Genomic DNA, 23,550 nt, shown 5'->3' with positions numbered 1-23,550 from the left:
TCTTATCCTCTGTACCTGCTAAGGTTATAGGGACAAGCCGTACGGGCAATTAGTACTGGTTAGCTTAATGCATTACTGCACTTCCACACCCAGCCTATCAACGTCCTGGTCTCGAACGACCCTTCAAAGAGCTCAAGGCTCTGGGAAATCTCATCTCAAGGCAAGTTTCCCGCTTAGATGCTTTCAGCGGTTATCTCTTCCGAACTTAGCTACCCGGCAATGCCACTGGCGTGACAACCGGTACACCAGAGGTTCGTCCACTCCGGTCCTCTCGTACTAGGAGCAGCCCCCTTCAAATTTCCAACGCCCACGGCAGATAGGGACCAAACTGTCTCACGACGTTTTAAACCCAGCTCACGTACCACTTTAAATGGCGAACAGCCATACCCTTGGGACCGGCTACAGCCCCAGGATGTGATGAGCCGACATCGAGGTGCCAAACTCCCCCGTCGATATGAACTCTTGGGAGGAATCAGCCTGTTATCCCCAGAGTACCTTTTATCCGTTGAGCGATGGCCCTTCCATACAGAACCACCGGATCACTATGTCCTACTTTCGTACCTGCTCGACTTGTCAGTCTCGCAGTTAAGCACGCTTATGCCATTGCACTATCAACACGATGTCCGACCGTATCTAGCGTACCTTCGAACTCCTCCGTTACACTTTAGGAGGAGACCGCCCCAGTCAAACTGCCTACCATGCACTGTCCCCGATCCGGATAACGGACCAAGGTTAGAACCTCAAACAAACCAGGGTGGTATTTCAAGGTTGGCTCCACGAGAACTAGCGTCCCCGCTTCAAAGCCTCCCACCTATCCTACACAGATTGGTTCAAAGTCCAATGCAAAGCTACAGTAAAGGTTCATGGGGTCTTTCCGTCTAGCCGCGGGTAGATTGCATCATCACAAACATTTCAACTTCGCTGAGTCTCGGGAGGAGACAGTGTGGCCATCGTTACGCCATTCGTGCAGGTCGGAACTTACCCGACAAGGAATTTCGCTACCTTAGGACCGTTATAGTTACGGCCGCCGTTTACTGGGACTTCAATCAAGAGCTTGCACCCCATCATTTAATCTTCCAGCACCGGGCAGGCGTCACACCCTATACGTCCACTTTCGTGTTTGCAGAGTGCTGTGTTTTTATTAAACAGTCGCAGCCACCAGTTTATTGCAACCCTTTCACCCTTCTGGAGTAAACCAGTCAAGCTACCGGGGCGTACCTTTTCCCGAAGTTACGGTACCAATTTGCCGAGTTCCTTCTCCCGAGTTCTCTCAAGCGCCTTAGAATACTCATCTCGCCCACCTGTGTCGGTTTGCGGTACGGTCTCGTATGACTGAAGCTTAGAGGCTTTTCTTGGAACCACTTCCGATTGCTTCGTGAACAAGTTCACTCGTCCCATCCCCTTGAATCCTGCGCCCGGATTTGCCTAAGCGCCTTCTATGAGACAGAAACTGACTATTCCAACAGTCAGACAACCTTCCGCGATCCGTCCCCCCATCGCATCATACGACGGTGCAGGAATATTAACCTGCTTCCCATCAGCTACGCATCTCTGCCTCGCCTTAGGGGCCGACTCACCCTGCTCCGATGAACGTTGAACAGGAAACCTTGGGCTTACGGCGTGGAGGCTTTTCACCCCCATTATCGCTACTCATGTCAGCATTCGCACTTCTGATACCTCCAGCATCCTTTACAAGACACCTTCGCAGGCTTACAGAACGCTCTCCTACCATATATATCTGTGATAAATCACAGAACAATATCCGCAGCTTCGGTGACTGGCTTAGCCCCGTTACATCTTCCGCGCAGGACGACTCGATCAGTGAGCTATTACGCTTTCTTTAAATGATGGCTGCTTCTAAGCCAACATCCTGACTGTTTTAGCCTTCCCACTTCGTTTTCCACTTAGCCAATCTTTGGGACCTTAGCTGGCGGTCTGGGTTGTTTCCCTCTTGACGCCGGACGTTAGCACCCGACGTCTGTCTCCCAAGCTCGCACTCATCGGTATTCGGAGTTTGCAATGGTTTGGTAAGTCGCAATGACCCCCTAGCCATAACAGTGCTCTACCCCCGATGGTGATACTTGAGGCACTACCTAAATAGTTTTCGGAGAGAACCAGCTATTTCCAAGTTTGTTTAGCCTTTCACCCCTACCCACAGCTCATCCCCTAATTTTTCAACATTAGTGGGTTCGGACCTCCAGGGCGTGTTACCGCACCTTCATCCTGGCCATGAGTAGATCACTTGGTTTCGGGTCTACACCCAGCGACTGATCGCCCTATTCGGACTCGATTTCTCTACGGCTTCCCTATGCGGTTAACCTTGCCACTGAATGTAAGTCGCTGACCCATTATACAAAAGGTACGCAGTCACGGAACAAGTCCGCTCCTACTGTTTGTATGCACACGGTTTCAGGATCTATTTCACTCCCCTTCCGGGGTTCTTTTCGCCTTTCCCTCACGGTACTGGTTCACTATCGGTCGATTACGAGTATTTAGCCTTGGAGGATGGTCCCCCCATATTCAGACAGGATGTCACGTGTCCCGCCCTACTTGTCGTACGCTTAGTACCACCGGTCCGATTTCACATACGGGGCTATCACCCGCTATGGCTCCACTTTCCAGAGGATTCTGTTATCGGTCCGACTATCACGTACAGGCTCCTCCCATTTCGCTCGCCGCTACTTTGGGAATCTCGGTTGATTTCTTTTCCTGCAGCTACTTAGATGTTTCAGTTCGCCGCGTTCGCCTTGCATACCTATGTATTCAGTATGCAATACCCTAAAAGGGTGGGTTGCCCCATTCGGAAATCTGCGGATCAAAGTGTGTTTGCTCACTCCCCGCAGCTTATCGCAAGCTACTACGTCCTTCATCGCCTGTAATCGCCAAGGCATCCACCATGTGCACTTATTCGCTTGTCCCTATAACGTTAGCCTCTGAAGACCGAAGTCCTCAAAGAGCGCTACAGGGATAAGAAAGTACAACGTTGTTGCTTGTTTGTTGATACATACAATCATTACCCATCGATTCGCTTGTTACGGCAAACCGATCAATAAATAATCTTTACTTCTTCCAGATTGTTAAAGAACGAAACAGCTTTGATCGCTAAAAGATCAAACCTAAACCTGAGTCACTGACCGGCTTACGTTTGCACTTTCAAAGTACTTGGTGGAGGATGACGGGATCGAACCGACGACCCCCTGCTTGCAAAGCAGGTGCTCTCCCAGCTGAGCTAATCCCCCAGGATATTTCTACGACTCGGGTCTTACTGGTAGGGCTGGTTGGACTCGAACCAACGACCCCCGCGTTATCAACACGGTGCTCTAACCAGCTGAGCTACAGCCCCAACGCGGAACTTCTACGACTACTGTTTCTTCTTTGACTAACAGCCGATAAGTGTGAACATTTGATGCGTGAACCAGTTACCTGATTCGTGCAAACTCTAGAAAGGAGGTGATCCAGCCGCACCTTCCGATACGGCTACCTTGTTACGACTTCACCCCAGTCACGAATCCTACCGTGGTAAGCGCCCTCCTTACGGTTAAGCTACCTACTTCTGGTAAAACCCGCTCCCATGGTGTGACGGGCGGTGTGTACAAGACCCGGGAACGTATTCACCGCGACATGCTGATCCGCGATTACTAGCGATTCCAACTTCATGCAGTCGAGTTGCAGACTACAATCCGGACTACGATACACTTTCTGCGATTAGCTCCCCCTCGCGGGTTGGCGGCGCTCTGTATGTACCATTGTATGACGTGTGAAGCCCTACCCATAAGGGCCATGAGGACTTGACGTCATCCCCACCTTCCTCCGGTTTGTCACCGGCAGTCTCATTAGAGTGCCCTTTCGTAGCAACTAATGACAAGGGTTGCGCTCGTTGCGGGACTTAACCCAACATCTCACGACACGAGCTGACGACAGCCATGCAGCACCTGTGTACTGGTTCTCTTTCGAGCACTCCCCAATCTCTCGGGGATTCCAGCCATGTCAAGGGTAGGTAAGGTTTTTCGCGTTGCATCGAATTAATCCACATCATCCACCGCTTGTGCGGGTCCCCGTCAATTCCTTTGAGTTTTAATCTTGCGACCGTACTCCCCAGGCGGTCTACTTCACGCGTTAGCTGCGTTACCAAGTCAATTAAGACCCGACAACTAGTAGACATCGTTTAGGGCGTGGACTACCAGGGTATCTAATCCTGTTTGCTCCCCACGCTTTCGTGCATGAGCGTCAATCTTGACCCAGGGGGCTGCCTTCGCCATCGGTGTTCCTCCACATATCTACGCATTTCACTGCTACACGTGGAATTCTACCCCCCTCTGCCAGATTCTAGCCTTGCAGTCTCCAATGCAATTCCCAGGTTGAGCCCGGGGATTTCACATCAGACTTACAAAACCGCCTGCGCACGCTTTACGCCCAGTAATTCCGATTAACGCTTGCACCCTACGTATTACCGCGGCTGCTGGCACGTAGTTAGCCGGTGCTTATTCTTCAGGTACCGTCATTAGCAAGAGATATTAGCTCTCACCGTTTCTTCCCTGACAAAAGAGCTTTACAACCCGAAGGCCTTCTTCACTCACGCGGCATTGCTGGATCAGGCTTTCGCCCATTGTCCAAAATTCCCCACTGCTGCCTCCCGTAGGAGTCTGGACCGTGTCTCAGTTCCAGTGTGGCTGGTCGTCCTCTCAGACCAGCTACTGATCGATGCCTTGGTAGGCTTTTACCCTACCAACTAGCTAATCAGATATCGGCCGCTCCACGAGCATGAGGTCTTGCGATCCCCCACTTTCATCCGTAGATCGTATGCGGTATTAGCGTAACTTTCGCTACGTTATCCCCCACTCCAGGGTACGTTCCGATATATTACTCACCCGTTCGCCACTCGCCACCAGAGCAAGCTCCGTGCTGCCGTTCGACTTGCATGTGTAAGGCATGCCGCCAGCGTTCAATCTGAGCCAGGATCAAACTCTTCAGTTTAATCTCTGTTACTTTGCCATTTTATTGGCACCGTCATTGCTGACGGGTCGCTCACTTCAAAAACAACTGACAGGCCACTTCTTGCGAAGCGTCCTATTTCATTTATTTCTTCGTGAACATTTGATATTTTAAGTTAGACGCCAATCCGAAGATTGACGCTGCACTGACATCAAATGCCCACACTTATCGACTGTTAATTGTTAAAGAACTGTATTCGGTTACTGCTTTCGCGCTATCGACAAAGCGTTGTGTTTGTCAGCCGCGAAGAAGGAAGAGTATGAAGCAATTTACTACGTCCGTCAACTCCTTCTTTTTTCTCGCTTCACGCTGCATTTGCATGCGTCGTTCAGCGAGGGGGCGAATTATAGCCCTGCCCTGCGCGCGCCGCAAGGGCTATTTTCCCGCGCCGTGAAACGGCCCTGGCACCGCACTTGCTTATACAGCCCTATGCACTGTCCACTGATGAGAGCAACTCTGGGCCTGGCAGCAACACTGGGGACAGCCCGGCTCGCTTTGCTTTGCTCCCATTTGTGACAGGTGCTACATTATGGAACACTCTCGATATTCAAAAGAGCGCCGCAGTACAGGGCCCAACGGAGGCAACGAGATCATGTATCAACCATCAGCTACTTACCGTAGCGCACCGTTTTCGTCCATCGCGGACGCGAACACTTTGCCGGCAGGACAGGACAACGTCCCCGTCATCATCGAAACGTCCCATCAGCGTTCCGTCGCTTTTGGCCTGTCGCCCACGGCCACGCCTGACTTTACGCCAGCCGGCAAATCCGACCTGTCCTTGCTGATCGAGCAAAACCGCATGCTGCACACGCACGCGCTGCCCGCGATGGAAACCCTGTACCAGCAAATCGTCAACACGCACAATATGGTGATCTTGACGGATGCCAATGGCGTAATCGTGCATTCGCTGGGCGACGATGATTTCCTGGAGAAAGCAAACCGCGTCGCCCTGCAGCCGGGCGTAGCGTGGTCGGAACAAAGCCGCGGCACGAATGCCATCGGCACGGCCATCACGGAAAAAGTACCGACTCTGGTCCATGCGGACCAGCATTACCTGGCTGCCAATCACTTCTTGACGTGCTCTGCGGCACCGATTACCGACCACCGGGGCAATGTCATCGGCGTGCTGGACGTCTCGAGCGACCAGCGCAGTTTTCACAAGCATACGATGGCCCTCGTGCGCATGTCGGCCCTGATGATCGAAAATCAGCTGTTTTCCGCCACCTTCGAAGACGCCATCACCGTGCACTTCCACGCGCGCCCCGAATTCATCGGCACATTGATGGAAGGCATCGCCTCGTTCACGCCGGGCGGCCGGTTCTTATCGGCCAACAAGAATGGCTTGTTCCAGTTGGGCCTGTCATTTGCCGCACTACAATCGCACACGTTCAGCTCCCTGTTCGGCTTGCCAGTGTCCGCCCTGTACGAGCATTACCGCACGGCCTCGCCCGGTTTGCTGAACCTGTGCATGCACAGCGGCGTGCGCGTGTATGGGCGCGCGCAGTTGCGCCTGTCCAATAGCGTCTTCCAGCACGGTTTTACTGCCAGCACCGATCACAGCGATATCAACGCCGTGCCGGCCCAGGTTCCCGCACCCGCCAGCCATGCGGCCAACGCGGCGCGCCGCCTGTCTGGCCTGCGCTACCTGCGCACGGGCGATCCGCAACTGGAACTGGTGATCGAAAAGGTCAACAAGGTATTGGGGCGCGATATTCCCATCCTCGTCATGGGCGAAACAGGCACGGGCAAGGAATTGCTGGCGCAAGCCATCCATAACGATTCGCCACGGGCCATGGGACCGTTTATTGCCGTCAATTGCGCGTCGATCCCGGAAACCCTGATCGAGTCCGAACTGTTCGGCTATGAAGACGGGGCGTTTACGGGCGCGCGCAAGAAAGGGGCGATCGGCAAGATCCTGCAAGCCAATGGCGGTACCTTGTTCCTCGACGAAATCGGCGACATGCCCTTCGGCTTGCAGGCACGTCTGTTGCGCGTGCTGCAGGAACGCATGGTCACGCCGCTGGGCAGCAGCAAATCGATCACCGTCAATGTGGAACTCATTTGCGCCACGAATCACAACTTGCGCGAACGCATGGCCAAGGGTTTATTTCGCGAAGACTTGTATTACCGATTGAATGGCCTGGTGGTGAAACTGCCGTCGCTGCGCGAGCGCACGGACCTCGACACGGTCGTGAAAAAAATCCTCGCGACGGAAGCGCCCGATACGCGTTACACGGTGGCACCCGATATCCTGCGCCTGTTCCACCAGCATAAGTGGCCAGGCAACTTCCGCCAGCTGACGAACCTGTTGCGCACAGCCATCGTCATGGCCGGCGACGAGCATGAAATCTGTTTGCGCCACATGCCCGATGATTTCCTCGACGATATTGAGATGACGCAAGCGACTGCCGCCAGCGCCAGCACGGACCGCATGATCGCGGCCGGCGCCAATCTGGAGGAAATGGAGCAAAGCGTGATCCTCAAGTCACTCGATGCCCACGGCGGTAACGTCTCGGCCACGGCCCGGGCTCTGGGCGTGTCGCGCAACACGATCTATCGCAAGGTGCCGCACCTGAAATAGCCTAGAGTAGACGGGGAAAGCCGGGCGACATCTTGCGCCGGCCCTGCTTGTCGATGGTCATCAGGTCGACTCCGTCCATGCGCGCGGCCATCGCATGCGCACGCGCCGCCCCCGTCACTATGAAGGTCGTCGACAAGCCATCGGCCAGCAAGCCCGTGGGCGCCAGCACCGTCACGCTGGCCAGCTCGCGCGGCGAATCGCCTTTCGCAGGATCGAAGATGTGGTGATGCACGAAGTCGGGCGTGAACGTGCATTCGTAATCGCCCGACGTAGCCACGCTGCGCCCCTCCACTTTCAAGGTGGCCGCCAAGATTTCTGCGTCGCGCGGGTCCTGGATGCCCAAAGTCCACGGGCGCCGCACGGTACGCTGCCCGCGCGCGACGAACTCGCCCGTGTCGAGCAGCGCGTGCCGCACGCCGCGCGCCTGCACGGCCGCCAGTGCCATGTCCGCCGCGTAGCCTTGCGCCAGGCCATTCAAGGTCAGCGCCATGCCGGGCTGGAGAAAACGCACTTCACGGCGATCCCACGCCAGTTGCCGCCAGCCTACCCGCGCCTGCGCTTCGCGGCGCAATGCTTCCGCCGGCAAACTTGCCTGATCTGCCGCCGACCGAAACAGCCGCCATAAGGGTTGCACGGTGATATCAAACGCCCCGTCGCTCCATTGCGACAAGGCTTGCGCCTGCGCCAGCACCGTCAGCAGATGGGCATTCGGCCGGGCCAGGCGGCCATCGCGGTTCAGCTGGAAGACTTGGCTGGCAGGACTGTAAATGCTCATCAGGCGGTCGACACTCCTGGCCGCATGCAAGGCATCTTCGATGGCCAGCTCGGCCTGGCGCTGGTCGTGATGCAACACGGTGACGGCGATTGTCGTGCCAAACGCCAGGGCTGCACCTTGATAAGGGCGCACACCGGATGCCGTGGCCGTGCCGCGCGCCATGCTGCCCGGCAAAGACAAGCCCGCCATGCCGGCCACGCTGCCTATCGCTGCGGATATAAAGGTTCTACGCTGCATTGCTGCTCTCCTCTGCCGTGGCCCGGACAATGGGTATCGTGCGGGCACGCTTGATTTCCAGCATCAAGGGCGCGCATTTTTCATCGCTGGCATAGATCACCACGCAATCCATGCACTGGAAACATTCGCCGTAATCGACTTTGCCGCTCGGCGCGATGGCATGGTGCTCGCAACGGTGGCGGCAAGTCTGGCATGGCGTGCCGCATTCCTTGCGGCGGGGAATCCAGTTGAACAGGCGAAAGCGCCCCAGCAGCGCCAGCGCCGCACCGAACGGGCACAGGTAGCGGCAAAAGAATTTATAGGAAACACCGCTGAGCAACAGCAAGCCCACGGCATACGCGACGAAGGGCCAGGCGCGCACGAAGTTCAGGGTAATGGCCGTCTTGAACGGCTCCAGTTCCACCAGCTTGTCCGTGATCTGGCTGGAAAACATGCTGCTGGCCAGAATGGCCGCCAGCAAGCCATACTTGATCCACTTCAAACGCCCGTCCAGGCGCGGCTTGATCTTCCACTGCGGCAAGCGCAGCCACTGGCCCAGCTTGCCCGTGAATTCCTGCAGGGCGCCAAACGGGCACAGCCAGCCGCAAAACGTGCCGCGGCCCCAAATGAACAGGCTGAGCAGAACGAAAGCCCACAGGATCACCGTCATCGGGTCGAACAGGAAGAAGCCCAGGCTGCGCCCCGCCAGCAGCGCCTGGATCACCCCTGTGATGTTGACGATCGACAATTGCCCCTGGGCGTAATAGCCGATGAAGCCGATGGTGAACAGCAGGAACAGGCGGCGGAACCATGCAAATTGCCGGCCATTACGCACCAGGCGTTTCTGCCATGCCAATGCGCCGGCAAGCAGCGCCAGCCCGGCCAGCAAGATCAACAGTTCAGCCCGGCGCGCCTTCCACGTGCCGCGCCAGCCGGCATCGTCGCCTTGCGGCGCTGTATAAAACCCGGCCGGCAGACGGTAGCTGAAATCGACGTTGCGCGCGATGCGCTCCGGATACACGATGCCCTTGCTGCGCGTGATGGGGAGAGCAAATGCCAGCGGGCTGGCCGCATCAAGCCCCGCCTGGCTGATGACGCGCAATACGGCGATATTTTCAGTCGGTAACGGTCCCGCCTCCGACAAGCTCAATTCCAAGTCCAGGTCGCGCATGTCGATGGGCAAGCCATCCTGCTTCAGCAACAACCGGTCCGGCACGGTGCCGCGCACGAAATCGTCGCCCAGCACGCTGTAGCGCCCGCGCGACATGACGAGGATGGCGTGGTCGTCCTCGTCGAGCCGGTTGCGCAGCTTGTTCCAGCTGCGTTCCGTCAACAGATTGCGTCCCACCGTGGGCACGGAGACATAGGCCAGATACAGATCGATGAACAGGCCGTCCGGCTCGCGCTGTGCCTCGGCATCGAGTCCCGCGCCGGGACTGCCGGCAAACAGGGTTTCGACGTCCTTGTTGCTCAGGCGCACATGCTGGATCAAGCCCTGCTCAAGCATCTTTGCCACGCTGCGTTTCTCGAACACATCCATGCGGATGCGGGCGATCTGGTCCGGATCGCGCCCCTGCGCGAAGCCGAGTTTCTTGCGCGACACTTTCAAGGCGGACGCCAGCACGCTCTGGTTGATGATGCGCACGGAAGCCGTCGCCTTCGACACGCCGTCGATATCAGCGTGCGTGGCATCGGCGGCGCGCTTCTTCCTGGCATCGATGGCGATATTCTGTTTCAACGACAGGCCCTGGTACTGTTTGACGAACTGGAACAGCGGCGCTTCACCTAGGCCATCGAGAAACACGGGTTCGTGCTGCGACAGCACGGCCACGTCGAGAAAACTACCCTGCGGATTGATGGCGATCAATAAATTGACGGGAACGCCGGAAAAGCCGGGAATCGGCGCCAGGTCCACCGACTCGAAGACATAGCCGACCAGTTCCGTTGCCGTGGCGTTTTGCTTGAACAGGGGCCAGACGGGCAGCTCGGCTTCCTTGTCGCCGACGACGAGGGGCGCAGGGAAGCGCCGCGCCAGCTCGGCCTTGGTGAGCACGCCGGCCCACGCCTGTCCCAGGATAAACAGGAATAGCCAGCATCCGATGAATAACCGCATTATCCGCATGCATTGCACTCCGTGCGGCGCCGCAGCTTCCGGCGCCGCATTCATTGGTTAGAAGAAAATAATGCCGCCCAGGGATACGCCATTCATCTTCGCTTCGCCGCCCGTAAAGCCTTTCGAGCGCGTCTGGCCCAGCTCCCCCACGAGGGTGATCGCACTGTTGAGCGAGTAATACGCACCGAGGGTCAGGTTGGCGTTCGACTTCAAACCGCCCGTGCCGGCCGTGTTGTCGTCGTTCTTGCTGATGCCGTAGGACAAGCCCAGCTTCAGCTTGTCCGTCGTTTTATACGTGCCTTGCAGCAGCCAGTTCTTCGATTTGGTATCGCCCTGGTCCGCATCGGAGAGAATGCCCAATCCCTTGCCGCCCTGGAAATTGAGCAGCACGCCAGCCGGTCCCATCTGGTACGAGCCGCCCACTTCCACGCCGCGCATGGTCAGGTCATCGACGCCAGGCGTTTTCGATGTGAATTTTTGCGACTTCACACCGAGCCAGGCTTTCAAGCCCTCTTGCGCATACGTCAGCTGCGCCTGCACTTGCGGACTCGACTTCGAAGAATAGGTCGAGCCTGCCACGATGGGCGTATCGGAAACGGGGCTGACCAGCGCCACATCGGCGCCAAAACCGCTGGACTTCGGCGTGCTGTACATGATCTGGCCATAGTTGCCCAGATAGGTATAGCCGGCGCCGATATGGCCCAGGGTCACCCGGCCCCGCTGCGTCGCCTGCACCGGCGCGCCCGAGCCCAACAAGGTCATGTCGGACAGGATCGCATTCGCGCCGAAGATGCCGTAGTCGCGGCCCAGCTTGAAGGTGCCCATCTGTTCATTGCCAAACGTAAAGAAGGCCTGGCGCACGTCGACCACGCTGTTCTGGCTGATGGCACTGTCCGTGGCTGTCGAGTTATAGATGCCGATCAAGGCTTTCACGTCGTACTCGCCCAGGCGCGACGAAGCCGAGGTAATCAAGCCATTCGGCAGCAGGCCGTTGCCGATGGTGGTGCGGTCCTTTTCGCCGCCGCAACCGAGCGCCTGGCCGCCCAGCGCCAGCCCGCCCACGGCATCGCCCGAACACGACACTTGCGTGTAATAGGCATTGACGATGCCGCCCACCGACACGGTCCAGTCGCCCGCCTTGATGTCGACGGCTTGCGCCTGCCCCACCGCTGCGATTGTCATGACACCCACGCTCCCCAGCTTGCTCAATGTGTTCATTGCGTCTCCTCTTTCTTCTCTGTTTTTAGTGTGCACATCAGTGATTGATGTACCTCAAGCTTTGGCAATAAGCGTGCCCAGCACGGCTCACAGGGAGAAAGAGAAATGACGTGTTTGACGTGTGCAGCAGCGGATCAATCGCCCCGCACGGTGTTCCTTTTTTGACCGCCAGCACGCTGATCGCGCAACTGCGTAAACAAAAAACTGACGGCCTGGGCCGTCAGCAAAAAGAAAGCACCCGGCGGACAGGGAGACACCCATCCGTGTGGCCCGGGCGCTTCACCCCGTTACTTCGACGCCAGCTTGAATACCCACACGGAACCGCCCTGTTCCAGGAAGTTGACCTTCTTCGCCACCTCGCCGCCCCACAGCGGCACGGCGCCGCCCCAGCCGGAGACGACGGCCACGTATTGCGTGTCGCCATCCTGCCAGGTGACGGGCGGCGCCACGACGCCGGAACCCGTCTGGAATTTCCACAGCTCCTTGCCCGTCTTCGCGTCGACGGCTTTCAGGAAGCCTTCCGGCGTGCCGTAGAACACCAGATTACCGGCCGTGCTCATCACGCCGCCCCACAGCGGCGCGTTGTTCTTGATTTCCCAGACGATCTTGCCCGTCTTCGGATCGATGGCGCGCATGGCGCCAATGTAGTCGTCAAACAAGGGCTTGATGGTAAAACCGGCGCCGAGGAAGGCGCCGCCCTTCTTGTAGCTAATCGGCTCGTTCCAGATATCCATGCCCCATTCATTTGCGGGCACGTAGAACAGCTTGGTTTGCGGCGAGTACGCCATCGGCATCTGGTTTTTTGCACCGAGGAAAGCCGGCGCGGCAAACACGGTCGAACCCTTCTTGCCTTCTTCTCCCTTGGTCGGGTCGCCAGGGCGGCCGGCTGCGATATAGTTCGGCCGTCCCGTCTTCAGGTCGATGCTGCTGGCCCAGGTGATTTTCTTGACGAACGGAAAGGCATTCTGCAGCTTGCCGTTGGCCGCATCGATGACGTAGAAGAAACCGTTGCGGTCGGCCTTGCCGCCGTAGCGCTTGCCATCCATGTCGAAGGTGACGAACTCGTTGGCGCCGTCGAAATCCCAGGCATCGTTCGGCGTATTCTGATACGCCCACTTGATCTGCCCCGTTTTCACGTCCAGCGCCACGGTGGACGACGAGTACAGATTGTCGCCGGGGCGCAAGTGGCTGTTCCACGGCGCCGGGTTGCCCGTGCCAAAGTAAGCGAGCTTGGTCTGCGGATCGTAGGTGCCGCCCATCCACGTCGAGGCGCCGCCCGTTTTCCACAGGTCGCCCGGCCAGGTCTTGTTCACGGTACCGGACACGCCGTTATCGATGGCCTTGCCATCCTTGTCGTAGCGGTGGCCCATATGGCCTTCCACCGTCGGACGGCTCCACACGAGGTCGCCCGTCATGGGGTTGCGCGCCTCTACCCGGCCGACGATGCCGAATTCGCCGCCCGACACACCCGTCAGCAGCAAGCCTTCGGCGATCAGTGGCGCCGCCGTCATCGAGTAGCCGGCCGCGTAATCGTCAACTTTCTCCTTCCAGACGATCTTGCCCGTATTCTGGTCCAGCGCCACCAGGTAGGCGTCCAGCGTGCCGAAAATCACCAGGTTGCCGTACAGGGCGGCGCCGCGGTTGACCACGTCGCAGCAGGGCATGATGCCGTCCGGCAAGCGATGCTCATATTTCCACAGCTTGGCGCCCGTTTTCAGGTCGACGGCAAAGATGCGCGAATACGATGCCGTGACGAACATCTTGCCGTTATGAATCAACGGCTGCGATTCCTGGCCCCGCTGTTTTTCGCCGCCAAACGAGAACGACCAGGCCGGCACCAGCTTGGCCACGGTCTTGTCATTGATCTGCGTCAACGGCGAATAGCGCTGGCCCTGCGTGCCCATGCCGAACGACAGGACGCTGGACGGATTCTTTGCCGTGCTGTCAAGCATGGCGGTGGTGACATTGCCCACGTCGGCCGCCTGGGCCAGTGATGCCACACCCAAACCGATGAGTATCCCCATGATTTTTTTCTGCACAATCATCTCCCTCTGTTTTATTAGTATGTGTGTCAAGTCTTGCGGTGCTCATGCGGCTGGGCATGCAACAGCGCACACTCTTCATCGGTGAACAGGCGCGAACGCGTCAAAAAGCGCTTGCCCGTGCCGTTGTCGAGTGAAAACATGCCGCCATTGCCATCGACCACATCGATAATCAACTGGGTATGCTCCCAGTACTCGAATTGCTCGAGTCCCATGTAGAACGGTGCGCCATTCAAATTGCCGAGATAGATATCGGTATCGCTGACATCGAACTCGCCCAGCGCATAGCACATGGGCGCACTGCCGTCGCAGCAGCCGCCCGACTGGAAAAACATCAGCGGGCCGTGACGCTGGCGCAACTTGTCCATCATTTCCAGCGCCGCATCGGTGGCGACCACCCTGGCAATTGCTGCACTCATGGCATCCCTTTCTGCGCGCCGCGCCTGGACTACGGGCGCGGCGCCTGTTGCCGGTTTAGAAGAAGCCCAGCGCTTTCGGGCTATAGCTCACCAGCAAGTTCTTCGTTTGCTGGTAGTGGTCGAGCATCATCTTGTGGTTTTCGCGGCCGATGCCCGATTGCTTGTAGCCGCCGAAAGCGGCGTGGGCTGGATACAGGTGGTAGCAATTGGTCCACACGCGGCCCGCCTGGATGGCGCGGCCCATGCGGAAGGCGCGCGAACCGTCACGCGTCCACAAGCCGGCGCCCAAGCCGTACAAGGTATCGTTGGCAATCGCCAGCGCTTCAGCTTCATCCTTGAAGGTGGTCACGGACACGACCGGTCCAAAAATTTCTTCCTGGAAGATGCGCATCTTGTTGTGCCCCTTGAACACGGTCGGACGCACGTAATAGCCGCCTTCCAGGTCGCCCGCCTGCGTGTTGCGCTCGCCCCCAGCCAGCACCTCGGCGCCTTCCTGGCGGCCGATGTCGAGGTAGGACAGGATTTTTTCCAGCTGCTCCTGCGACGCTTGGGCGCCGATCATGGTGGAAGAATCGAGCGGATTGCCCTGCTTGATGGCGGCCACGCGCTTCAGGGCCCGTTCGATGAATTTCTCGTAGATCGATTCCTGGATCAGCACGCGCGATGGGCAGGTGCACACCTCGCCTTGATTCAGCGCGAACATCGCAAAGCCTTCCAGGCACTTGTCGAAATACTCGTCGTCCGCATCCATCACGTCTTCAAAGAAGATGTTCGGCGATTTGCCGCCCAGCTCCAGGGTGACGGGAATCAGGTTTTGCGCGGCATAGCCCATGATCAGGCGGCCCGTGCCCGTTTCGCCCGTAAAGGCAATCTTGGCGATGCGCTTGCTCGAGGCCAGCGGCTTGCCCGCTTCCAGGCCGAAACCGTTGATGATGTTCAACACGCCCGGTGGCAGCAGGTCGCCGATCAGCTCGATCAACACCATGATGGAAGCGGGGGTTTGCTCTGCCGGTTTCAGGACGACGCAATTGCCGGCGGCCAGGGCTGGCGCCAGTTTCCACACGGCCATCAGAATCGGGAAATTCCACGGAATGATCTGGCCCACGACACCCAGCGGCTCGTGGTAGTGGTAGGCATAGGTTTCCGCATCGATTTGCGCGACGGAACCTTCCTGCGCGCGGATGCAGCCGGCGAAGTAACGGAAATGGTCGATGGCCAGCGGAATGTCCGCGTTCATCGTTTCGCGGATCGGCTTGCCGTTATCGATCGTTTCCGCCGTGGCGATCAAGCTCAGGTTCTGTTCGATGCGGTCGGCGATGCGGTTCAGGATGTTGGCGCGCTCGGCAGGCGAAGTCTTGCCCCAGGCCTCCTTGGCGGCATGCGCGGCATCCAGCGCCAGCTCGACGTCTTCCGTCGTGGAACGGGCGATTTCGCAAAACGGCAAGCCCGTGATCGGCGTAATGTTAGGAAAGTATTCACCTTTTACTGGTGCAACGAATTTGCCGCCGATGTAATTGTCATAGCGTTGTTTGAAGGGATTGGCTACGCCCAGTTTGCTGATGTCTGCGAGATTCATGTCGTCCTCTATCGGGTTAATTAGAATGGAGTTACTTAATTAAAATCAAACGTCCTGGTACAGATGGGGTGAGTACACGCAGTCTTCCGCAAATGCCGTGCCAGCTCGCCATCCCACTACAAACTTAGCCGCTTTTACCCCTGTTACAAGGGCGCGGCTTCAATACCGGTGTGCTTTTCGGCGCATGCCCGGGCTTGAGCCGCGGGAGCGAGCCTGTTTGCGTTTTGAACAAGGTGAAGGCATCCTGTTCCAATCCGGGCCAGCCCTGCTGCTGCGGCCCGTCGCCGCTGCACAATGGAACAGGTGTACCAGACTGGAACACCTGTTCCTGTAACGCTACCGAATCACCACGCCCCATGGCAATTCGCCGACGGCGATATCGGCCACCTTGCGCGCGCTGGCCGTATCGATGACGGAGACGCTGTTCGAGCGGCCATTGGCCACGTACAGCTTGGCCCCGTCGGGCGTGATGGCCATGTTCCACGGGCGCTTGCCGACGGGAATGGTGGCCGTCACCTGCTTGCTGGCCGTATCGATCACCATCACCGTGCCGTCCGTGCCATTTGATACATACACTTGCTTGCCACCGGGATGGACGACGATGCCATTCGCATTCTTGCCCGCTGGAATGGTGGCAATGGCCTTGCGCGCCGTCATATCGATCACGTAGACGGCATTGACCAGTTCGCACGCCACGTAGGCAAGGCCCGAATCCGGACTGAAACCGATGCCGCGCGGACGCAAGCCCACGGCAATGGACGCGACCTGGCGGCGTTGCGCCACGTCGATGACATCGACTTGCTCGGCCTCTTCCGCACTGACCAGCAGCCAGCGCCCATCGGGACTGAACACGGCATGTTCCGGGTTGCGTCCCTGCACCTTGATATCGGCAAGCACGACGCCCGTCTGGCCATCGAGCAAGGCCACGCTATTGTTTTCCTCGACGGCCACGGCCACGTAACGACCGTCGTGCGAGGCGCTCACGCCTTCGGGCGACTTGCCCAGCGCCACCATGCGGACTGGTGCGCCAGCTTCGTTATCGATCAGCAGCAAGGCGCTGCTGGCCGCATCGGTGACAAACAATTGCCGCCCGGTGGGGTCGGCGGCGATGCCGCGCGGACGCTTGCCTGCGGCGATCTGGCGCACGACCTGGTCGGTCGCCGTGTCGATCACGCTCACGGTGCCCGATTTTTCATTGGGGACATAGGCAAAAGGAGCGGCCTGGAGGGCCGTGCTGAAGAGCGCAGGCAGCAGCCAGCACACCTGGCGCAAGCGCGGGAAGAAGTTGGGCATAATCACCTTTTCAATGGCAAAACACAGGAAAAGCGCGCGGTAGCGGCGCATCTGATAATTGCTGCATGCAAACGCCGTGCCACTGACACGCGTATAATTTCCGCCCACCAATGGAGACATGGCAGGCATATTGCTTGATACAACTATGCAGACCTGCGCCGCTCACGCGCTCAAGCAGGCTTTTATTCACATTGGAGAATCCGCATGCAGCATCGTTTCCGCCTGAACACCATCGCCAGCCTGTTTGTCGCCGGCAGCGCCACCCTGGCCCCCCACGTCTTTGCCGCCGAGCCCGCTGACTTGGCCGCCGGGCAACTCATGGATACGGTGGTCATCAGCGGCAGCCGCATCGCCCACCCCAGCCAGGAAGTGCCCGCGTCCATCGACGTCGTCGACAGCGCCCGCATCCAGGAGGGCCAAATCCGCGTCAATGCCTCGGAAGCGCTGGCCGCCGTGCCGGGTCTGGTCGTACAAAACCGCCAAAACTACGCGCAAGACTTGCAAATCTCGTCGCGCGGCTTCGGCGCCCGTTCGGCCTTCGGCGTGCGCGGCGTCAAGCTGATCAGCGACGGCATTCCCGCCAGCATGCCCGACGGGCAAGGCCAGGCCGCCACCTTCAACCTCGATACGGCCGAGCGCATCGAAGTGCTGCGCGGGCCGTTTTCTGCCATCTATGGCAACCATTCGGGCGGCGTGATCCAGCTGTTTTCCAAGGATGGGAAAAATCCCCCCTCCGTCGAACTGAACGTGACGGGCGGCAGCTTCGGCACCAGCAAGGTGGACCTGTCGGCGCAGGGCCAGGCAGGCGGCATCGGCTACGTGCTCGACGGTTCGCGCTTCCGCACGGATGGCTTTCGAGACCACAGCGCCGCCACGCGCGAACAGGCGTTCGGCAAGATCACGGTCAAGCCGAATACGGACAGCAAGCTGACCATCGTCGCCAACAGCCTGCACCAGGGCAATACGCAAGATCCGCTGGGCGCCACCTGGGCCACGTTTTCCCGCGATCCGCGCGCCGGCGAAATCGATGCGAGCGACACGCAAAACCCGAAACGCACCCTGGCCGAACGCTACAACACGCGCAAGAGCATCGACCACCAGCAAATCGGCGCCACCTATGAACAGTCGTTCGGCGATGACCGCCTGCACGTGACGGCCTACGGCGGCAACCGCGACGTGATCCAGTACCAGGCATTCACCAAGGGTTTCCAGGCACCGGCCAGCCATTCGGGCGGCGTGGTCGACTTCCAGCGTGAGTTCTACGGCATCGACACCAATTGGCTGCACGTCAGCCAGTTGGCCGGTGGCAAGCTGAGCACCACCATCGGCATCGACTATGGCCGCTCCAGCGATGACCGCACCGGTTATGAAAATTACATCGGCAACACGTTTGGCGTGAAGGGCAAGCTGCGCCGCGACGAGCAGGATGTCGTCTCCAGCCTCGATCCGTATATCCAGGCAGAATGGCAGAGCGGGCCATGGCTGCTCAGCGCAGGTGTGCGCTACAGCAAAATGAAAGTGTCGGTCAACGACCGCTTCCTCGGCAATGGCAACGACAGCGGCAGCCTGGAGTTCAGCCACACGACACCCGTGCTGGGCCTGCTGTATAAACTGACGCCCAACGTCAACGTGTACGCCAGCGCCGCGCGCGGTTTCGAAGCACCCACCCTGAACGAACTGTTTTACTCGGGCACGGGCGGCGGCTTCAATTACCAGCTGAAACCGGCCACCAGCACCAACCTGGAAGCGGGTATCAAGGCCAGGATCAATCACAACACGCATGTGAACGCGGCCGTGTTCCAGATCAAGACCAACGATGAACTGGTCGTCGACAGTTCCAGCGGCGGGCGCACCAGCTACCGCAATGCGGGCAAGACCTTACGCCAAGGCATGGAAGTGTCGCTCGACTCCAGCTTGCCGTATGGTTTCACGACAAAAGTGGCGCTGACCAGCCTGCACGCCGTGTATGACCAGGCCTTCGGCAGCGTGCGCGAAGGCAGCCGTTTACCGGGCGTGCCCAGCGCCAACCTGTTCGCGGAACTGGCCTGGAAAGACACGCTCGACCGTTTCGGCGCGGCACTGGAAAGCGTGGCCAGCAACCAGGTCTACGCGGAAGACAGCAACATCGAAAAGCCGGCACCCGGCTACACGGTGTTCAATGCCCGCTTCAACGCCAAGCAAAACGTAGGGAATTGGCGCTTCAAGGAGTTTGCCCGCCTGAATAATCTTTTCGACAAGACCTACGTGGGCTCCGTCATCGTCGGCGACAGCAACAAGCGCTACTATGAAGCGGCGCCAGGCCGTAACTGGTTGTTGGGTGTGAGCGCCCAATACTCCTTTTAAGAACACCTGAGAAAAAGTCCATGGCGGCGTTGCATTGCCTTGTCGTACTATTCGTACTGCCTGCGGCAATGCGCCTTGCCCTGAACATTTTTCAGGCGTTCTCATGAAAAAGCCCGCGCCTCTTCCGATGCGCGGGCTTTTCAACTCAAGCAGGCTACTTCAGGGCCGCGCTTCCTTCACGCCATACTTCTCAAAGATGGCTTTCAATTCGCCGCTGGCCGCCATCTCGTTCATGGCCGCCTGCAGTAACTTGGCCACGTCGAGCTGTTGCTTGCTGACGGCCAGGCCCACGGCCCAGCCGGCACGCGGCAAGCGGGCGAACGCCACTTCGCTCAAGGGGAAAGCAGGATCGCTTTTCAGCACCGACTCGATTTCCGATCGGTTCGCCAACACGGCGTCGAGCTGGCCAGCCTGCAATTGCTGCAAGGCTTCGGCGGCCGTATCGAAGATGCGCACATCGTCGCGATATCTGCCATTGTCTTCGCCCAACATCAGCATGGCCGCGATCGAGACCTTTTCCACGCCGATACGCTTGCCCGCCAGCGAAGCGACCCCATCGAATTGCGGCACGGCTTGCGCGCTGCGGGCCAGGCGCACGGTTTCCACGTAATACGGGGCGAATATCTCGACCTTGTCGTTGTCCGCCATCAATTTCTTGTCGACCGGCACGTGCAGCATCACGTCGGCGGGACCATAGCCGAGGTAATGCCCCTTCCACACCATATTGCGCAAATCGTCGTTGAGGTTTTCGCCGGCGGGAAAGGGCAGCAAGCTCAGTTTCAGCCCCAGCTTTTTCGCCAGCGCTTCGGCGATGTCGATATCGATGCCCGCGCCCTTGTCGGAAAACGGCGCGAGCTCGTTATACACAGCCACCTTCAGGCTGCCCGACTGCTGCACTTTCTGCCAATCGGCGCGCGCCGGCGCGGCCGCGCACAGCGCCATGCAAGCGAGCGAGAGCATCGCGCGCGCGCCACGGAGTTGAAATGAACGCATGGAACTCCTTCGTTATCAGTTCGACCTAATTAGACTCTCGGCGGGTTTCCAGGTAGGTCTTGATGGCCCACATCGCTTCCTGGTTGAATACGCCCTCGAACGGCGGCATGTACACGGCGCCATTACGCACTTTACCGTGACGGATGGTCGCCAGGAAATAATTATCCGTTTCCTTGTAGCACGCCTGTTTCTTTGTCTCATTCTTGATACCGAAGCAATCACGGTCCAGCTGGCGCAAGTCCGGCGCGATGCCGCCCGAAATGGCTTCGATGCCGTGGCAACGCGCGCAATTCTGGTTATAGGCCGAGGTGCCCACCGTCAGGGCCAGCTTGTTGCCGCGATACGGGTTTTGCTCGAGCCACTTGTCGCCCACCTTGGGCAAGCCCGTGGTGTCGACGCCTTGCGGCGTGACATTGCCGTGCGCATAGGCATGCGGCAAGGTCAGCAGGGAGGTGAGGGCAACGGCGCCGGCGGCGGCCATGCCGAGCAGAGTACGGATGGAATAGGTCATGCTGGTCTCCTTGGTTTTTTTAGTGAATATCCAAGAAGAGCAAATGCCATGCCATGCGTATATGCCCCACATCGGGCGGCCCATGTATCAATTTGGAACAGCTGCAACAGCGATTGTGTCACGGCGCACGTTAGGCGGCGGCCAGCGTGCAAATGCTGTGCCTCTCCTGCTGCTCGAAAGTGATACGCACGGGCAAGAAGCGGGCAATCACTTCGGCATTCGTCAACGCATGCTGCGACACCTTGCTGCAACTGAAGCTACCGCCGCCGGCCAGCGCCATCGGCAGCAGGAGCTGGTCCGCCAGGTGCTCGCCCACGGCCGCGTCCGTCTTGAGATAGGCGCGCACTTCGTTCAACAGGCGCTTGGCCACGGATTCGGCCAGCAAGTGCTTTTCGCCGAACGACGTAAATACTTCCGTGACGTGCTCATGTTCCAATGTCAGCAACAGGACGTTGCCCGGTCCCTGCTCCGCCGGCAAGCCGACGAGGCGCAGCTGCTTGCCGCTCCAGCCCATGCCGTCGGCTACACGCTCGAGCTCGCGCTGCGCCACGTTCACATGCACGCCCGCCACCACGCTTTCCGCATACCCGGCCTTCCGCTCGCCGCGCTGCAGCAGTGAAATAGGCCGCAAACGCTGGCACGGTTGCACGGTGGCCAGCACCTCGCCACCACCTGCGGGATGAAAGCCATAGCGCTGCTGCGTAATCTCCACCTCGGCGCCCATCTGTTCCAGGATGCGGCCATACGCGCGCTGCAAAAAATGCACGGGCGGCGCCATGGCATTGTGCGTGCCGCCGCTGATGCGCACGGTAGACGGCCCATCCGCATGCAGCAGAGCCGGCAGCAAGGTTTGCAACACCAGGGTGCAGCTGCCGGCGCTGCCGATGGCAAAGCGATAATCGCCGCCGCGTATGGGCCCAGGCACGAATTCCAGGCTCGACGCGCGCAGCGCCACCGGCGTCGTGCGCGCCCCGCAAATGGCGGTCGCTGCCTGCACGGCCAGCAAATGCTGGCGCAGCAAGCCTGGCTTGTCCCGTCCCGCGCGAATATTCGTCAGCCGGAACGGCTGTCCCGTGATCATCGACAGGCTCAGCGCCGAGCGCAAAATCTGTCCGCCGCCTTCACCTTGCGCTCCATCAATTTCTATCATCTGTACTTTCTCTTTATTAACCTTTGACGCAAACGACCTGCTTCAGGATATGCACGACGTCGACCAGCTCGCGCTGTGCCAGCATCACCGCATCGATATCCTTGTAGGCCATTGGAATTTCATCGATCACGTTTTCATCCTTGCGGCATTCCACGCCTTGCGTGGCGCGGATCTGGTCGTCCAGGTTGAAGCGCCGCTTCGCTTCCGTACGGCTCATCGTGCGTCCCGCGCCGTGGCTGCAGCTATGGAAACTGTCCGCATTACCCTTGCCGCGCACGATAAAACTCTTCGCGCCCATGGAACCGGGAATGATCCCCAGTTCGCCGGCGCGGGCCGAGACGGCGCCCTTGCGCGTGACCAGCACGTCCTTGCCGAAGTGGTGCTCCTTCTGCACATAGTTATGGTGGCAGTTGACGGCTTCCACATGCGTCTGGAACGGCTTATGGATGACCGTGCGCACGGCCGCGATCAGGTTTTGCATCATCACTTCGCGGTTGTTGCGCGCGAAACGCTGGGCCCAGCCCACCGCTTCCACGTAATCGTCGTAATGCCGCGTGCCTTCGGCCAGATAGGCGAGGTCCTGGTCGGGCAGGTTAATAAAATGGGTACGCATATCCTGCTTGGCCAGTTCGATGAAATGCGTACCGATGGCATTGCCCACGCCGCGCGAACCGGAATGCAGCATGAACCATACAGAACCCTGTTCATCGAGACAGACTTCGACGAAGTGGTTACCGCTGCCCAAAGTTCCCAGGTGACGATAGTTATTCGTGTTCTTCAGCTTGGGCGTTTTCAGGCAGATGGCGTCGAATTCATCCTTCAGCTGCAGCCACGCGGCATCGACCACCGAGGGCGGCGTCTGCCAGGAACCCTCGTCGCGGCCGCGGTGACCGCGCGTCTTCGGCGACATCCCGTGCGGAATGGCGCGCTCGATGGCGCTGCGCAGCGGCCCCAGGTTATCGGGCAAATCGCTGGCCGTCAGCGTGGTTTTCGCCGCCATCATGCCGCAACCGATATCGACGCCCACGGCTGCCGGAATCACGGCGCCCAGGGTGGGGATCACGCTGCCGATGGTCGACCCTTTACCCAGGTGGACGTCGGGCATGACGGCGATATGCTTGTAGATGAACGGCAGGGTCGCCGTGTTGCGCAATTGTTTTTTGGCCGCTTCTTCGACAGGCACGCCACGCGTCCACATTTTCACGGGACGGCTGCCTTCGGTATGCAGAACTTCGTATTCTTCGTTTTTCATCGCTATGCTCTTCTTCTATTGTATAAGGGGTGATGACAAGGATTGGTGAAACATTGCCGACGCATCGGCTCTGGAT

The 23,550-nt window shown here is 58.8% G+C and carries 13 protein-coding genes, 2 tRNA genes and 2 rRNA genes; 2 read left to right on the top strand and 15 right to left on the bottom strand.

The window, feature by feature from the left end:
- Positions 1-28 precede the first annotated feature (28 nt).
- The 4 genes from AC3RCG_RS05965 to AC3RCG_RS05950 all read right to left on the bottom strand — a co-directional run bounded on the left by AC3RCG_RS05965 (position 29) and on the right by AC3RCG_RS05950 (position 4,974).
- Positions 29-2,918 (bottom strand): 23S ribosomal RNA (locus AC3RCG_RS05965).
- Between the two features lie 245 nt (positions 2,919-3,163).
- Positions 3,164-3,239, bottom strand: a tRNA-Ala gene (locus AC3RCG_RS05960).
- 27 nt (positions 3,240-3,266) lie between these two features.
- A tRNA-Ile gene (locus AC3RCG_RS05955) sits at positions 3,267-3,343 on the bottom strand.
- A 100-nt stretch (positions 3,344-3,443) separates the two neighbouring features.
- Positions 3,444-4,974, bottom strand: a 16S ribosomal RNA gene (locus AC3RCG_RS05950).
- The 16S and 23S rRNA genes sit together here with 2 tRNA genes alongside, the layout of an rRNA operon.
- Positions 4,975-5,584: 610 nt before the next feature.
- Here AC3RCG_RS05950 and AC3RCG_RS05945 point away from each other — a divergent pair.
- Complete coding sequence (locus tag AC3RCG_RS05945) at positions 5,585-7,573, top strand: sigma-54-dependent Fis family transcriptional regulator (protein ID WP_492405655.1); 1,989 nt, start codon at positions 5,585-5,587, stop codon at positions 7,571-7,573.
- Between the two features lies 1 nt (position 7,574).
- Here AC3RCG_RS05945 and AC3RCG_RS05940 read toward each other — a convergent pair whose 3' ends face one another.
- The 7 genes from AC3RCG_RS05940 to AC3RCG_RS05910 form a co-directional block, all read right to left on the bottom strand.
- A complete protein-coding gene (locus tag AC3RCG_RS05940) occupies positions 7,575-8,585 on the bottom strand; it encodes an FAD:protein FMN transferase (protein ID WP_492405657.1) in 1,011 nt (336 codons plus the stop codon).
- Entirely contained in the window at positions 8,575-10,677 is a 2,103-nt protein-coding gene (locus tag AC3RCG_RS05935) for a 4Fe-4S binding protein (protein ID WP_492405659.1), read from the bottom strand. Before AC3RCG_RS05935 ends, AC3RCG_RS05940 begins: the two co-directional genes overlap by 11 nt.
- Positions 10,678-10,734: 57 nt before the next feature.
- Positions 10,735-11,895 carry a porin gene (locus AC3RCG_RS05930; protein WP_070221754.1) on the bottom strand — a complete coding sequence of 387 codons (1,161 nt, stop codon included), beginning with the start codon at positions 11,893-11,895 and terminating at the stop codon, positions 10,735-10,737.
- Positions 11,896-12,182: 287 nt separating this feature from the next.
- The gene (locus AC3RCG_RS05925; RefSeq protein WP_240453534.1) at positions 12,183-13,919 is read right to left on the bottom strand and encodes a PQQ-dependent methanol/ethanol family dehydrogenase; all 1,737 of its coding nucleotides are present in this window, start codon (positions 13,917-13,919) and stop codon (positions 12,183-12,185) included.
- Positions 13,920-13,966: 47 nt separating this feature from the next.
- Positions 13,967-14,356 carry a DUF779 domain-containing protein gene (locus AC3RCG_RS05920; RefSeq protein WP_070289550.1) on the bottom strand — a complete coding sequence of 130 codons (390 nt, stop codon included), beginning with the start codon at positions 14,354-14,356 and terminating at the stop codon, positions 13,967-13,969.
- 55 nt (positions 14,357-14,411) lie between these two features.
- Complete coding sequence (gene adh, locus AC3RCG_RS05915; protein WP_070221751.1) at positions 14,412-15,932, bottom strand: aldehyde dehydrogenase; 1,521 nt, start codon at positions 15,930-15,932, stop codon at positions 14,412-14,414.
- Between the two features lie 336 nt (positions 15,933-16,268).
- Positions 16,269-17,225 carry a beta-propeller fold lactonase family protein gene (locus tag AC3RCG_RS05910; protein WP_070310875.1) on the bottom strand — a complete coding sequence of 319 codons (957 nt, stop codon included), beginning with the start codon at positions 17,223-17,225 and terminating at the stop codon, positions 16,269-16,271.
- 204 nt (positions 17,226-17,429) lie between these two features.
- On the opposite strand from AC3RCG_RS05910, the gene AC3RCG_RS05905 reads away from it, so the two are divergent.
- On the top strand, positions 17,430-19,568 hold the full coding sequence (locus AC3RCG_RS05905; protein ID WP_492405662.1) for a TonB-dependent receptor family protein: 2,139 nt from the start codon (positions 17,430-17,432) through the stop codon (positions 19,566-19,568).
- Positions 19,569-19,727: 159 nt separating this feature from the next.
- Here the strand turns inward: AC3RCG_RS05905 and AC3RCG_RS05900 are convergent, their stop codons facing one another.
- From AC3RCG_RS05900 to AC3RCG_RS05885, 4 genes are all read right to left on the bottom strand, one after another.
- Positions 19,728-20,561, bottom strand: coding sequence for a substrate-binding periplasmic protein (locus AC3RCG_RS05900; protein ID WP_492405664.1), 834 nt, complete (start codon positions 20,559-20,561; stop codon positions 19,728-19,730).
- Positions 20,562-20,586: 25 nt separating this feature from the next.
- The gene (gene pedF / locus AC3RCG_RS05895) at positions 20,587-21,072 is read right to left on the bottom strand and encodes a cytochrome c-550 PedF (protein ID WP_492405666.1); all 486 of its coding nucleotides are present in this window, start codon (positions 21,070-21,072) and stop codon (positions 20,587-20,589) included.
- Between the two features lie 130 nt (positions 21,073-21,202).
- On the bottom strand, positions 21,203-22,222 hold the full coding sequence (gene rtcA / locus AC3RCG_RS05890) for an RNA 3'-terminal phosphate cyclase (RefSeq protein WP_492405668.1): 1,020 nt from the start codon (positions 22,220-22,222) through the stop codon (positions 21,203-21,205).
- Between the two features lie 16 nt (positions 22,223-22,238).
- The gene (locus tag AC3RCG_RS05885; protein WP_492405670.1) at positions 22,239-23,474 is read right to left on the bottom strand and encodes an RtcB family protein; all 1,236 of its coding nucleotides are present in this window, start codon (positions 23,472-23,474) and stop codon (positions 22,239-22,241) included.
- Positions 23,475-23,550 lie beyond the last annotated feature (76 nt).

The sequence above is a fragment of the Janthinobacterium sp. GW823-FHT01H08 genome, assembly GCF_058797855.1.
Note: the sequence above shows the minus strand (reverse complement) of the source record. Positions and strands in the feature narration are given on the sequence as shown.